This is a genomic window from Pseudomonas sp. LBUM1643, assembly GCF_059716215.1.
Map to the genome: position 1 here is coordinate 997,685 of NZ_CP166813.1, position 12,985 is coordinate 1,010,669.

A 12,985-nucleotide genomic window follows, 5' to 3' on the forward strand; every position below is an offset into this window, starting at 1 on the left:
AGGCGCGCTCAACAGCTCGGAAAGAGCATCCGGCTGGCTCTTGAACGCTTTGGCGAACACATCGCGATTCTTCGCCATGTAGATCCCGGCTTCTTCCACTTGCTGTTCGGTCAGGGACGGAACAGCTTTTTGCAACACTTCGGCCAGCAACTCGGCCAGTTCGAGCATTTTGTCATGACGGTCAGCTTCGGCTTTATCCATGAACAAGCGCTCCAGATCTCGGCTGCTGCGGTATACCACTTCGACGGCCATTCACCACCTCACATGCCTTCACATTAAGTTGTCTTATTCGACCACTGTATTTATATACAGCGAAAAGGATAAGCGAATCCCTGCGCTTTGGGTAGTGGCTTTTCAATGTAGACCGAATTCAGGTGACCTGCGCAAAACCTGTGGGAGCCGAGCTTGCTCGCGATGAGGCCCTCGAATCCACCCAAAAAGTGTCCAATAGCAGCCCATCGCCATCTCACCCAACAGCCTCTGGCCTTTTTTCTGCATGCAGAACAACCGTCACGTCCAACCCGCATCATCCGGTCGAACCGACCTAAGGAAGAAACATCGTGAAAATCAATTGGGCCGAGAAGCTGCGGCAGAACGTGCATCAACTGGCCGAATCCCTTGGCAATCTCTTCGTTGAGACGTTCCACTACCTGGCGTTGTTCGCCATCGGTGCAGTGACCGCGTATGCCGCGGTGATGGAATTTCTGGGAATGATCGAAGAAGGGCACATCAAGATAGATGACATTTTGCTGCTGTTCATCTACCTGGAACTGGGGGCGATGGTCGGGATTTATTTCAAGACCAACCACATGCCCGTGCGCTTCCTGATCTACGTGGCGATCACGGCGCTGACGCGGTTGCTGATCTCAAACGTCTCGCACCACAACCCGCCGGACGTCGGAATCATCTACCTGTGCGGCGGCATTCTGCTGTTGGCCTTCGCCATCCTGGTGGTGCGTTACGCCTCGTCGCAGTTTCCTTCGGTGAAGATCGAGCACCCGCAACGCAAGGTGGGAGCGGGTTCCAGCGAGCATCCTGAAGTGGAGAAGGGCGAGCTTTAAATCCCCATGGCGGGGCGGGGCTGACCTTTGATCAGGGGCGGCGGCAGGTTGTGATTGTCGCCGTCTGTCATCGCTTCAAGAATCGCCATTGCACTGTGGCCTTGCTCGATGGCGATGCCAAACTGGATGCTCTGCACCAGACGCTTCAGGCGTTTGGGATCGTTACGCTGCTCGGCGCTGATCATCCGTTTGGCCACCACACGACCACTGTTGGACAAGGTCAGCATGATGCTGCCGTCCAGACCCTGAATGCTCAGGTTGATCTGATAATCCGGTGCAAAGGCATCGGTAATGAGCTGAAAAGGGTTGTCCATGATGCGTCACCGCCTGATTGAACGTGCAGTTGTTGACCGGCCATGATCATGTTGGTTCGCAATACCGGACCATTGGCATTCCCTGTTCCTGTAGGAGCTGTCGAGTGAAACGAGGCTGCGATCTTTTGATCTTATTACTTCAAAGCAAGATCAAAAGATCGCAGCCTCGTTTCACTCGACAGCTCCTACAGGGTTGTAGCAAGCGGCATGCCGGAAAGATTGTCGAACAATGGACACGGTACAAAAGCGGCGGACACGAGCGTCCGCCAGCGATTTATCTGCCCGATTCAGGGCAGGAACGAGTAAATGATCGCTGACAGTGCAATCAGGCCGATCAACACCACAAACACGTTCGAGGCCTGACCCGAGTACTGGCGCAAGGCCGGCACGCGGCGGATGGCGTACATCGGCATCAGGAACAACAGGCACGCAATGATCGGTCCGCCGAGGGTTTCGATCATGCCGAGGATGCTCGGATTGAAGGTCGCCACGGCCCAGCAGCTGAGGATCATGAACAGTGCGGTCGCACGATTCAGCCAGCTCGCCGACATCACTCGCCCACGACCCCGCAGGCTTTTCACGATCAGGCCCTGGAAGCCTTCGCTGGCACCGATGTAGTGACCGAGGAAGGATTTGGTGATCGCTACCAGCGCAATCAGTGGCGCCGCATACGCGATGACCGGCGTCTGGAAGTGGTTGGCGAGGTACGACAGGATCGAGATGTTCTGCGCCTTCGCAGCGGCCAGGTCAGCCGGGGAAAGGGCCAGCACGCAGCTGAAGCAGAAGAACATCACCGTCACGACCATCATGGCGTGGGCGATGGCCAGGATGCCGCTGCTCTTGGCTTCGGCTTGCTCGCCGTAACGCTGCTTCTGATCAACCGCAAACGCCGAAATGATCGGCGAATGGTTGAACGAGAACACCATCACCGGAATGGCCAGCCACAAGGTCTTGAAGAACAACGGCATCGGCATGCCTTCACTGGCGGTGGCGAAGAACGCGCCATTCCAGTTCGGGATCAGGCTGATTCCCAGCAACAGCAACGCCGCCACAAACGGGTAAACCAGTACGCTCATGCACTTGACGATGACGCCCTGGCCGCAACGAACGATGGCCATCAGACCGAGGATCAACACCAGCGACAGAATCGCCCGGGGCGGTGGGGCGATGTGCAGCTGGTGTTCCATGAAACTGCTCAGGGTGTTGGTCAGCGCCACGCTGTACACCAGCAGAATCGGGAAGATTGCGAAGAAGTACAGCAGGGTGATCAGCTTGCCGGCACCGACGCCGAAGTGTTCTTCAACCACTTCAGTGATGTCTCCCGAGCGGCCGGACAACACGAAACGGGTCAGCCCGCGATGGGCGAAAAAGGTCATCGGGAAAGCCAGCACCGCCAGAATCAAAAGCGGCCAGAAGCCACCCACACCGGCGTTGATCGGCAGGAACAACGTGCCGGCGCCAATGGCCGTACCGTAGAGGCCCAGCATCCAGGTGGTATCGTGTTTGCTCCAGCCTTTGCTGACTGTCGCGGTCTTATGGTTTATGTCTACAGCGGGATTTTCGGCAGCAGGTGTACGCACATCGGTCATCGTTTTGGCCTCGTTATTGTTCTTGCTCGGGCTCACGTGGTGCAGGCGGTCAGGGAATGCTCCTCAGCACTCCACCCAGCTAACAGCCAGGCCGCCCCGTGAAGTCTCTTTGTATTTGTCATGCATGTCGGCGCCGGTATCGCGCATCGTGCGGATCACCCGGTCGAGGGAAATGAAGTGTTTGCCGTCGCCACGCAGGGCCATTTGCGTGGCATTGATCGCCTTCACGGCGGCAATCGCGTTGCGCTCGATGCACGGCACCTGAACGAGCCCGCCGACCGGGTCACAGGTCAGGCCGAGGTTATGTTCCAGGCCGATTTCTGCGGCGTTTTCCAGTTGTTCCGGCGTCGCGCCCAGCACGTCAGCCAGCCCGGCAGCCGCCATGGCGCAGGCGGAACCCACTTCGCCCTGACAGCCGACTTCGGCGCCTGAAATCGAAGCGTTTTTCTTGCAGAGAATGCCTACCGCCGCAGCCCCCAGAAAGAACGCAACCACGTCATCGTCGGACGCGTCGGGATTGAATTTCATGTAGTAGTGCAGCACCGCCGGAATGATCCCCGCCGCCCCATTGGTGGGCGCTGTCACCATTCGACCACCGGCCGCGTTCTCTTCGTTGACGGCGAGGGCGAACAGGTTGACCCACTCCATGGCCGACAGGGTGGAGGTGATGACATTCGGCTTGCCGATTTCCAGCAGGCTGCGGTGCAGTTTCGCTGCCCGACGCGGAACATTCAGACCGCCCGGCAGGATGCCCTCGTGACGCATGCCTTGCTCGACGCATTCACGCATCACCGACCAGATGTGCAGCAGGCCCTGACGGATTTCGGCCTCGCTGCGCCAGGCCAGTTCGTTCGCCATCATCAGCTCGGAAACACGCAGGCCGTGCTGGTTGCACAGCTTGAGCAGCTCGGCAGCGCTGGAGAAATCGTAGGGCAGCACCACGTCGCTGGAGGGCGCGATACCTGACTCGGCTTCAGCCGCTTCAATGATGAAACCGCCGCCAATCGAGTAGTACGTCTGCTCGGACAATTCGCCGGTTTCGCCAAAGGCTGTCAGGGACATGGCGTTGGGGTGGTAGGGCAGGCTCTCTTCGAGCAGCAGGAGATCGGTCTGCCAGTTGAAGGCAATGGTCGCCTGGCCTGCCAGATTCAGCTCGCCGGTCTGACGCAGCGTGTTGATTCGGTCTTCGATGGAAGTCGGATCAATGCTGTCCGGCCATTCACCCATCAGCCCCATGACGCAGGCGCGGTCAGTGGCATGGCCAACGCCGGTGGCTGACAGAGAACCGTAGAGGCGAATCTCTACCCGACGGACGGCTGCCAGTATTCCTTGATCGAGCAGTGCTTGAGCGAAGGTGGCGGCAGCGCGCATGGGGCCGACGGTGTGGGAGCTGGACGGACCGATGCCGACTTTGAAAAGATCGAAAACACTGATAGCCATGCTAAAGCCTATACAAGCAATGGAAGAGGAATCGCTGCCATTTTTGTAGGACAAGCGCAATGTCGGCGATACTGCCCACCTCGGTCCTACGTGACCAACGAAATTTCCTACTCGAGCCTTTAGCAGGACTAAACAATGAGTCGTCAATTGCATGCCCAGACCTATGTCTGGCTGCACGTGTTTTCCTGTGCCGCCCGGCACCTTTCGTTCACCCGCTGCGCCGAAGAGCTGCACATCACGCCGGGTGCAGTCAGTCAGCAGATTCGGCAGCTGGAAGAGCGTCTGGGTTTTCGCCTGTTTCATCGGCGTGCCCGTGGCGTGGAATTGAGCGCGCAAGGCCAGCGATTGGCCATTACCGTCAATGAGGCGTACGGCAGTATTGATGCGGAATTGCGACGACTGGACGCCGGCATGATCAGCGGAATTTTGCGCGTGCGTTCTATTCCGTCTTTTTTGAGCAAATGGCTGACACCGCGTTTGCCGCGACTGCAGCAGCGCTTTCCGGACATTCAGCTGCGGCTGGTAGCAGAAGACAGCAGCGTGCCGCTGCACGAGGGCGACTTTGATCTGGCCATCGACCTGAATGACGGGAGTTATCCCGGACTGTTATCCACCACCTTGCTGGACGAGCAGATCTTTCCGGTCTGCTCTCCAGGCCTGCTGCGGGGTCGCCCGCCGCTGCATGGGCCTGCAGACTTGCTGCACTTTCCGCTGTTGCACGACATCACCGCCTGGCGCGGCAGTTATGAATATGCGGAATGGGAGTTCTATCTCAACGCCATCGGTTTCGAGGGCGCGGATGTGCGGCGCGGGCACACGTTCAATCGCAATCACCTGACGATCGAAGCCGCCATTGCGGGCATGGGCGTGGCGATTGCGCGTCGGACACTGCTCAATGATGAACTGGAGCGGGGCACGTTGATCGTGCCGTTTGGCTTGGCGGTGCCCAATCATAAGCGCTATGTGCTGCTCTATGCGCCGGGAGCGCTGAGCCATCCGGGCGTGCGTGCGGTACATGACTGGCTGGTGGAAGAGGCGGGGATTTTTCGTAGCCTGCACCCGCTGGGTGAGCGGCAGATGTGACCAATTATGACTAAAGAGAGGGGCGACCCAACTCCCGACCTTAACAGCGCTTTTGCTCCCTGTCCGGCTTTTTTTGCGAATGAAAAATTATCTTTTTTTAGGGGTTGAAATGTTCTGCGTGCAGACCGATTGTGTAAGTAAGAGGTCACGGTGATGACGCCAAAGGGCTAGCCGAACGGCCTCTCGCGAGCTAGCTGAAATAAGGGATGAACTATGCAAATCCAAGTCAACAGTGATAACCATATTCAAAGCAGCATCCGACTGGAGGAGTGGGTACGTACTACCATTGAGAGCACGCTCGAACGTTATGAAGAGGACCTGACCCGGGTCGAGGTTCACCTGCGGGACGAGAACGGCGACAAGCCCGGTCCCCACGATATGCGCTGCCAGCTGGAGGCGCGGCCAAAAGGCCATCAACCGATTTCCGTAACCCACAAAGCCGACACCCTGGAGCAAGCGATCGATGGTGCGGCCGAAAAACTCGAACATGCGCTGGAGCATTTGTTCGGCAAACTGCGGGGCAAACCACGTGCCGCTATCGTGCCGTTCGAAAGGGTTGCTGCAGACGCATTGCTGGAAGACGAGTTTCTCGAGAACGAACAGGCTGCGCAAAACGGCTGAAGCCTGATTTAATTTTTATTTTTCCAATGACAACGGGCCTGCTTATGCAGGCCCGTTTTTGTTGTGCAATCCACGATCTATGCCCAAGACCCTTCATGTAGCAGCTGGCGAAGCCTGCGTCCGGCTGCGCAGCAGTCGTAAAGTTCTTCCTGAATAACCGCGCTGTCTGTTCTTGCGACTGCTGCGCAGCCGGACGCAGGCTTCGCCAGCTGCTACAAAAGTGCGTTACGCGGCCCTCGGCAGTCAGTTCTCGCCCGACTCTTTTGCGTATGAGAATATTTATCATTATTATTGCGGCCTGTTTAGCTGCGTGACATTCACGCAACTCCACCTGTTTCAAGGCCGAAACATGAAAGTCAAAACCCGCTCGCTCCCCGTTTCCTACCGACTTGCCGTTACTTCGCGGGTGCTTGCCGCCGTGGTGGGTGGGTATGTCGTCGCGGCGTTGGCCAGTGTCAGCCTGACAATGTGGCTGCCCATGCCCCGCGCCGAAGCGGTAGTGACCGGCATGATGACTTCGTTTCTGGTGTACCTGTGCGCCGTGCTGTGGTGCTTCGCCTGTCGCAGTGCGTGGCAGGCGTGGTTGGGGGTAATCGTACCGAGTGGGGTGCTGGCGGCGATATCTGGCGTGGCGTACTGGTTGGGGCAATCATGAAAGAGGGATTTCGCCAGGCCATGGCCTGGCTCCATACGTGGACGGGTTTGATCTTTGGCTGGTTGCTGTTCGCGATTTTCCTGACCGGCACCCTCGCGTATTTCAAGGATGAGATTAGTCACTGGATGCAACCGGAGATACCCGCACGATCAGTCTCCTCCGAGGTCAGTCTGGCCCTGGCGCAGGACTACCTGCAGCAGTACGCCCCGGGTGCCTCGCGCTGGCTGATCGATTTGCCGAGTGCCCGGGAGCCGGGTCTGTCGGTGCGCTGGCAACAGTCGCCAGCCAAGCGAGGCGAGCGCGGTCAATTCACCGAAAAACGCCTAGACCCGCAAACCGGCACCGAAGTGCAGGGCCGGGAAACCAGGGGAGGCGAGTTCTTTTATCGCTTTCATTTCCAGCTGCAAATGCCCTACCCCTGGGGCCGCTGGTTATCCACGATTGCGGCCATGGTGATGTTCGTCGGCCTGATCACCGGGATCATCACGCACAAGAAAATCTTCAAGGACTTCTTTACCTTCCGCCCGCGCAAGGGCCAGCGTTCGTGGCTGGACGGGCACAACGCGGTGGGTGTTCTGGTGTTGCCGTTCCACTTGATGATCACCTACAGCAGCCTGGTGATTTTCATGTCGATGGTCATGCCAGCGAGCATTCTTGCGTCATACAAGGGCGATGTCCGGGCATTTTTCGATGACGTCTTCCCGGCTTCCAGCGTGCCTGAGCTCGCCGGGAAACCGGGTCAGCTGGCACCGATGGCACCGCTACTGGAGCGGGCTCGGGAGCAGTGGTCGGGCGGTCGCGTGCAGCGGTTGACGGTGAACAATCCGGGAGACGCAAATGCCTCGGTGGTGCTGGTGCGTGACGGTGCGGACCGGGTGGTCCATGACGTGAGCAGTGCCGTGACGTTCAACGGCGTTACCGGGCAACTGCTCGGTTCCACCCCGCAGCAGCCGGTCGCGATGGCCATCGCCGGCAGTTTCTATGGCTTGCACATGGGACGTTTTGCCAGCCCAGTGGTGCGCTGGTTGTACTTCATTTTTGGTCTGGCGAGCACGGCCCTGATCGGCACCGGGCTGGTGATCTGGCTCGGCAAACGACAGCTCAAACATGCAAAAAGCGCCGTGATGCCGTTTGAGCTGCGATTGGTTGAAGTGCTGAACATCGCCAGCATGTCAGGCTTGACGGTCGCCGTGGCGGCGTTCTTTTGGGCCAACCGCTTGCTACCGGTCGAGATGACGAACCGGGCGGACTGGGAAGTGAACAGCTTCTTTATCGTCTGGGGCCTGAGCGTGATTCATGCGATGGTCCGCCGGGGGCGCTGTGCCTGGGTCGAACAGTTGGCACTGGCAGCGTTGCTGTTCTGCGCCGTGCCGCTGCTCAACGCATTGACCACGCCGTACCACTTGGGTGCGACGCTGGCGCAAGGTGACTGGATGATGGCCGGGTTCGATCTCGTGTGTCTGATCAGTGGCCTGTTTCTGGCGTGGGCTGCATGGAAAATGCAGCGCTCGGGACAGGTGCCAGTCGCGACCCGGCAGCGGGCTAAACCGATCACCCTTGAGCGCGAGGCGAACTGAATGCTGCTGGCCCTGATGCTCTGTTACGGCGGTTTTACTGCGCTGTGTTTATCCATGGATCGGCATCACACCGAACTGCTCGGTCATAAGCCGTCGGCCCGTCGTCGGCACGGCATGAAGATCGCCGGCTGGATATTGCTGGCCCTGTCATTATGGGCCGCAGTCTCGAAGACGGGTTGGTCGCTCGGACTGGTCGAGTGGTCTGCGGTGTTGATGCTCAGCGCCTTGGTGCTGGTGCTGTTGCTGCCTTATCGCCCGCGTCTGGCGTTGTCGCTGGCCGGGCTGAGCCTGCTTGCCAGCCCCGTCGCAGCCCTCGCGCAGCAATGATTTGATGATCAGTACCCCGCCCGAATCCAGTGAAGACGACGCCCGTGGGGGACGTGCGCATTTCCTGCAGGTGTTCCTTTCCCAGCGATCGCAGATGGAAGCGTTGGTGAGTCGTCGTGTGGGTTGTCGGGCAACCGCAGCGGACCTGGTGCAGGATCTGTTCTTGCGCTTCTGGCGCCGACCGCTGGTGCAGGTCGAAGAGCTCAGCACCTATCTGCTGCGGTGCGCTGGCAACATTGCCATCGATCATTTGCGCAGTGAAGGCGCGCGAGTGCGGGTAAACGAAGGATGGCTGCCGGAGCAACCGGAAAGTCGCGGCAGTGAACCGCAAGCGGCGCTTGAGGCCGGCAACGATCTGCGTCATGTCGAGGCCGCGTTGCGAGCGTTGCCTGAGCGTACACGGCAGATCTTTTTGCTCAACCGTATCCACGGCCGCAAATACGCCGAGATCGCCAAGGCGATGGGGTTGTCCCAAAGCGCCGTTGAAAAACATATGATGCGCGCCCTCGAAGCCTGCAAGGCCAGCCTGCGGGAACCCGAACCGCGCACGCCAGGGAAAGCACCGTGAACCGTAAAGAACGCGTCACCCCGACGCCCGCTCAGGAGCAGGAAGCATTCGCCTGGCTGAGCCTGTTGCATGACCAACCCAGCAGCGGTGATCAAGTTACCTTCAGTCATTGGCTGCAAGCCGACCCGGCCCACGCCGAGGCATACGCCCAAGCGCAAGTGGTCTGGGAATTGAGCGAAGCGCCTGCGCGCACCCTGGCCAATGAGGACGCGTTGGCCCTGCAGGGTTACCTGAATGCCATGAACCGTTCACGCCAGACCCGCGTTCGGCGTTGGTCCGGGGCGTTGGCGATGGCGGCGTGCCTGATGCTGATGATCGGCATCGGCGCGGGATGGCAGCCATCGCACTGGCTGGATGATCTGGGGGCGGACTATGTCTCGGCACCGGGGGAAATTCGCACCGTGACCCTGGCCGATCAATCGCAGGTGACCCTGGACGCCGACAGCGCCATTTCGGTGGATTTCAGTCATGGCGAACGGCATGTCCAGCTGCGTCGTGGCGCCGGATTTTTCAGCGTGACGCACACCGGTGAGCCGTTTGTGGTCGACGCCGAAAAGGGCGAGGTGCGCGTATTGGGCACGCAGTTTGAAGTGCGCCTGCAACCTCGCGGCGCCCAGGTGACGGTGTTGTCTGGACGGGTGGCTGTGACGGCTCAGAAGAACGCCGAACAACAGATCCTTACTGCTGGCCAGCAGGTGGCGTATGGCGAAGGTGCTGCGGAAAAACTCCATGCGGTCGACAGCGACGCGCAACTGGCCTGGCGTCAGGGCTGGCTCAATTACTACAAGGCGTCGCTGGCCGACGTGGTGCAGGACCTGGGGCGTTACTACCCCGGCCGGATCGTGCTGCTCAATGATCAACTCGCGGCGCGCCGGATCAGCGGCAGTTTCCCCAGCAAAGACCCGCTGGCCGTGCTGAGTTCATTGCAGGGGGTGATGGGGTTTGAGCAGCATGCGGTTTTGGGGCGATTGATTATTTTGCGGTGAAAAAAGTCAAAAGATCGCAGCCTGCGGCATCTCCTACAGGGATCGCGTTTTCAAACTGTAGGAGCTGCCGCAGGCTGCGATCTTTTGATCTTTCAAAAATATTTTCAAAATTCTGATGAGGTAAACCCGATCGCCATCCGTGTAGTGACTGAAACTGCGAGTCATTCGCATCCGAACGTTCTACACAGGTCATGAGCAATGAAGTCCAGGGCAAAATCGGTGTCGGTCAAACAATGGTTGAGTGCTTGTGCACTGAGTTTTACGGCACTGGCGCTCTTGCCATTGAGCATTGCAATGGCCGCCGATACCGGGACGGCGCAACAGCGAACCCAGTTCAACTTCGCGATGACCGCCAAACCGCTGCCTCAGGCCCTGAGCGACTTCAGCAAGTTCACTGGCATCAGCGTGGTCTACACCGATGAAGCGCCGTACGGCATCACCGCACCCGCCGTGAACGGGCAGATGAGCGCCGAACAGGCGATGCAGCGTTTGCTCAGCCAATCGGGTTTCACCTTCCGTCGAACCGACGCTCACACCCTGGCCCTCGAACCCCTGCCCACCGATGGCGCGTTGAACCTGGGAGCGACCACCATCACCTCAGTGATGGATCAATCCCAGAGCTATCAGCCCCCGCCGACCAGTTCGGTCATGCGGTCCTCCGCCTTGCTCCAGGAAATCCCCCAGACCGTCAACGTGATCCCGGCCCAGGTCATTCGCGATCAGGCGCCGCGTAATCTGGATGACGCACTGGCCAACGTCAGCGGCATCACGCAGGGCAACACCCTGGGCAGCACCCAGGACTCGGTGATGACCCGGGGCTTTGGTGACAATCGCAATGGCTCGATCATGCGCGATGGCATGCCGGTGGTGCAGGGAAGGGGTCTCAATGCCACGGTGGATCGGGTTGAAGTGCTGAAGGGGCCGGCGTCGTTGCTCTATGGCATTCAGGACCCGGGCGGGGTGGTCAACATGGTCAGCAAGAAGCCCGAGCTTGAGCAGTACAACGCGCTGGCCCTGCGCGGTTCGACCTATGGCGATGGCAAGAACGGCAGCGGTGGCAGCTTCGACAGCACGGGCGCATTGGGAGATTCCGGGCTGGCGTATCGCATGGTGCTGGACCACGAGGACGAAGATTACTGGCGCAACTACGGTGTTCATCGCGAGACGCTGGTCGCGCCATCGTTGGCCTGGTTCGGTGAAAGCACCACCCTGTTGTTCGCTTATGAGCACCGCGAATTTCTCACCCCGTTCGACCGTGGCACGGTCATCGATCCACGGGACAATCATCCGCTGGACATCTCCCGCGACCGACGCCTTGATGAACCGTTCAACAACATGGAAGGTCGCTCGGACCTCTATCACTTCGAGGCCGACCACGAACTCAACGATAACTGGAAGGCCCATTTCGGCTACAGCTGGAACCGTGAAACCTACGACGCCAGCCAGGTGCGTGTCACCGCTATCGACACCACCAAAGGAACGCTGACCCGCAGCATGGACGGCACGCAGAACGCGATCAGTACCGACCGCTTCACCACGGCCAGTCTCGAAGGCAATGTCAACGTGGCCGGCATGCAGCATGACCTGGTGTTCGGTATCGATGATGAGTACCGCAAGATCTATCGCGCCGACCTGATCCGCCAGAAAAGCCTGAGCAACTTCAGCTACACCAATCCGGTCTATGGCCGCGAAGTCGAAGGCACCACCGTCAGCCCCGCGGACAGTGCGCAGACCGATCTGCTGCGCAGCGATTCGGTGTTCCTGCAGGACTCGATTCACCTCACCGATCAGTGGATTCTGGTCGGCGGCGCGCGCTTTCAGGAATACGACCAGTACGCTGGCAAAGGCGTGCCGTTCCAGGCCAATACCGACAGCAACGGTCAGAAATGGGTGCCGCGCGCCGGCCTGGTGTACCGCTACACCGACGCGTTGTCGTTTTATGGCAGCTACACCGAATCCTTCAAACCCAACTCGACCATCGCCCCCCTGAGTGGCAGCAGTACCGTACTCGACGGCAGCATCGCGCCGGAAGAGGCCAAGTCGTGGGAAGTGGGCGCCAAGCTGGATATGCCAGGGCGTGTCACCGGCAACATCGCATTGTTCGACATCAAGAAGCGCAACGTGCTGGTGGCCAATTCCGAAGGCCCCGTGACGATTTACAGCGCCGCCGGCGAAGTGCGCTCCCGTGGTCTGGAACTGGACCTGAGCGGTCAGCTCAGCGACCGCTGGAGCATGATCGGCAGTTATGCGTACACCGATGCTGAAGTGACCGAAGACCCGACCTACAAAGGTAAAAAACTGCAAAACGTGGCGAAAAACAGCGGCTCGCTGTCGGCCGTGTATGACTTCGGCACGATTGTCGGTGGCGATCAGTTGAGGGTGGGGGCGGGCGCGCGGTACGTCGGGGAGCGAGCAGGTAACGCGGTGAATGATTTCGACTTGCCGAGCTACACCGTGGCCGATGTCTTCGCCACCTACGACACCCGGGTCGAAGGGCAGAAGGTCAAGTTTCAGCTCAACGTGAAGAACCTGTTTGATCGCACCTACTACACCTCAGCGGCGAGCCGGTTCTTCGTGTCGATGGGGGATTCGCGGCAGGTGACGTTGTCGAGCACGCTGGAGTTCTAACATCCATTGTGGGGGCAGCCTGCTCGCGATGGCGGCGGTACATCCAGCATTGATATCGCCTGACAGGGCCTCATCGCGAGCAGGCTCACTCCCACATTTGATTGGCGGTGAACACCAGATCCGCGTCCCACACACA

Annotated in this window: 12 protein-coding genes and 1 pseudogene; 9 read left to right on the forward strand and 4 right to left on the reverse strand. The window is 59.3% G+C overall.

Annotated elements, in window-relative coordinates; translation table 11 throughout:
* Positions 1-12 precede the first annotated feature (12 nt).
* Positions 13-252 (reverse strand): annotated as a pseudogene (locus ACA063_RS04350) (YebG family protein); the annotation flags it as partial.
* A gap of 308 nt (positions 253-560) precedes the next feature.
* On the opposite strand from ACA063_RS04350, the gene ACA063_RS04355 reads away from it, so the two are divergent.
* Positions 561-1,061 (forward strand): phosphate-starvation-inducible protein PsiE, encoded by a 501-nt coding sequence (locus ACA063_RS04355; RefSeq protein ID WP_497664900.1) that lies wholly within the window; start codon positions 561-563, stop codon positions 1,059-1,061.
* Here ACA063_RS04355 and ACA063_RS04360 read toward each other — a convergent pair.
* From ACA063_RS04360 to ACA063_RS04370, 3 genes are all read right to left on the reverse strand, one after another.
* A complete protein-coding gene (locus ACA063_RS04360) occupies positions 1,058-1,375 on the reverse strand; it encodes a DUF3509 domain-containing protein (RefSeq protein WP_497664901.1) in 318 nt (105 codons plus the stop codon). The two genes, ACA063_RS04355 and ACA063_RS04360, sit on opposite strands and share 4 nt — an antisense overlap.
* 287 nt (positions 1,376-1,662) lie before the next feature.
* On the reverse strand, positions 1,663-2,964 hold the full coding sequence (locus tag ACA063_RS04365; protein WP_497664902.1) for an HAAAP family serine/threonine permease: 1,302 nt from the start codon (positions 2,962-2,964) through the stop codon (positions 1,663-1,665).
* Between the two features lie 63 nt (positions 2,965-3,027).
* Positions 3,028-4,404, reverse strand: a complete 1,377-nt coding sequence (locus tag ACA063_RS04370; protein WP_194691364.1) for an L-serine ammonia-lyase — start codon at positions 4,402-4,404, stop codon at positions 3,028-3,030.
* A 135-nt stretch (positions 4,405-4,539) separates the two neighbouring features.
* On the opposite strand from ACA063_RS04370, the gene ACA063_RS04375 reads away from it, so the two are divergent.
* The 8 genes from ACA063_RS04375 to ACA063_RS04410 all read left to right on the forward strand — a co-directional run bounded on the left by ACA063_RS04375 (position 4,540) and on the right by ACA063_RS04410 (position 12,849).
* Positions 4,540-5,487: a LysR substrate-binding domain-containing protein gene (locus ACA063_RS04375; RefSeq protein ID WP_162437292.1), complete on the forward strand. Its 948-nt coding sequence runs from the start codon at positions 4,540-4,542 to the stop codon at positions 5,485-5,487.
* 213 nt (positions 5,488-5,700) lie between these two features.
* Complete coding sequence (locus ACA063_RS04380; protein WP_149657528.1) at positions 5,701-6,108, forward strand: HPF/RaiA family ribosome-associated protein; 408 nt, start codon at positions 5,701-5,703, stop codon at positions 6,106-6,108.
* Positions 6,109-6,457: 349 nt separating this feature from the next.
* A complete protein-coding gene (locus ACA063_RS04385) occupies positions 6,458-6,763 on the forward strand; it encodes a DUF3649 domain-containing protein (protein WP_497664903.1) in 306 nt (101 codons plus the stop codon).
* On the forward strand, positions 6,760-8,340 hold the full coding sequence (locus tag ACA063_RS04390; RefSeq protein ID WP_497664904.1) for a PepSY-associated TM helix domain-containing protein: 1,581 nt from the start codon (positions 6,760-6,762) through the stop codon (positions 8,338-8,340). Before ACA063_RS04385 ends, ACA063_RS04390 begins: the two co-directional genes overlap by 4 nt.
* Entirely contained in the window at positions 8,341-8,667 is a 327-nt protein-coding gene (locus ACA063_RS04395) for a DUF3325 domain-containing protein (RefSeq protein WP_162437295.1), read from the forward strand. It abuts the gene before it with no gap.
* A gap of 4 nt (positions 8,668-8,671) precedes the next feature.
* Positions 8,672-9,235, forward strand: coding sequence for an RNA polymerase sigma factor (locus ACA063_RS04400; protein ID WP_497664905.1), 564 nt, complete (start codon positions 8,672-8,674; stop codon positions 9,233-9,235).
* Complete coding sequence (locus ACA063_RS04405) at positions 9,232-10,221, forward strand: FecR family protein (RefSeq protein WP_497664906.1); 990 nt, start codon at positions 9,232-9,234, stop codon at positions 10,219-10,221. Before ACA063_RS04400 ends, ACA063_RS04405 begins: the two co-directional genes overlap by 4 nt.
* 198 nt (positions 10,222-10,419) lie before the next feature.
* Positions 10,420-12,849: a TonB-dependent siderophore receptor gene (locus tag ACA063_RS04410; RefSeq protein ID WP_497664907.1), complete on the forward strand. Its 2,430-nt coding sequence runs from the start codon at positions 10,420-10,422 to the stop codon at positions 12,847-12,849.
* The last annotated feature ends 136 nt before the right edge of the window (positions 12,850-12,985 follow it).

Bases quoted from the DNA above. Each gene is read 5' to 3' on its own strand.
- ACA063_RS04360 (WP_497664901.1), bottom strand. From the start codon at position 1,375: ATGGACAACCCTTTTCAGCTCATTACCGATGCCTTTGCACCGGATTAT.
- ACA063_RS04365 (WP_497664902.1), bottom strand. From the start codon at position 2,964: ATGACCGATGTGCGTACACCTGCTGCCGAAAATCCCGCTGTAGACATA.
- ACA063_RS04370 (WP_194691364.1), bottom strand. From the start codon at position 4,404: ATGGCTATCAGTGTTTTCGATCTTTTCAAAGTCGGCATCGGTCCGTCC.
- ACA063_RS04375 (WP_162437292.1), top strand. From the start codon at position 4,540: ATGAGTCGTCAATTGCATGCCCAGACCTATGTCTGGCTGCACGTGTTT.
- ACA063_RS04380 (WP_149657528.1), top strand. From the start codon at position 5,701: ATGCAAATCCAAGTCAACAGTGATAACCATATTCAAAGCAGCATCCGA.
- ACA063_RS04385 (WP_497664903.1), top strand. From the start codon at position 6,458: ATGAAAGTCAAAACCCGCTCGCTCCCCGTTTCCTACCGACTTGCCGTT.
- ACA063_RS04390 (WP_497664904.1), top strand. From the start codon at position 6,760: ATGAAAGAGGGATTTCGCCAGGCCATGGCCTGGCTCCATACGTGGACG.
- ACA063_RS04395 (WP_162437295.1), top strand. From the start codon at position 8,341: ATGCTGCTGGCCCTGATGCTCTGTTACGGCGGTTTTACTGCGCTGTGT.
- ACA063_RS04400 (WP_497664905.1), top strand. From the start codon at position 8,672: ATGATCAGTACCCCGCCCGAATCCAGTGAAGACGACGCCCGTGGGGGA.
- ACA063_RS04410 (WP_497664907.1), top strand. From the start codon at position 10,420: ATGAAGTCCAGGGCAAAATCGGTGTCGGTCAAACAATGGTTGAGTGCT.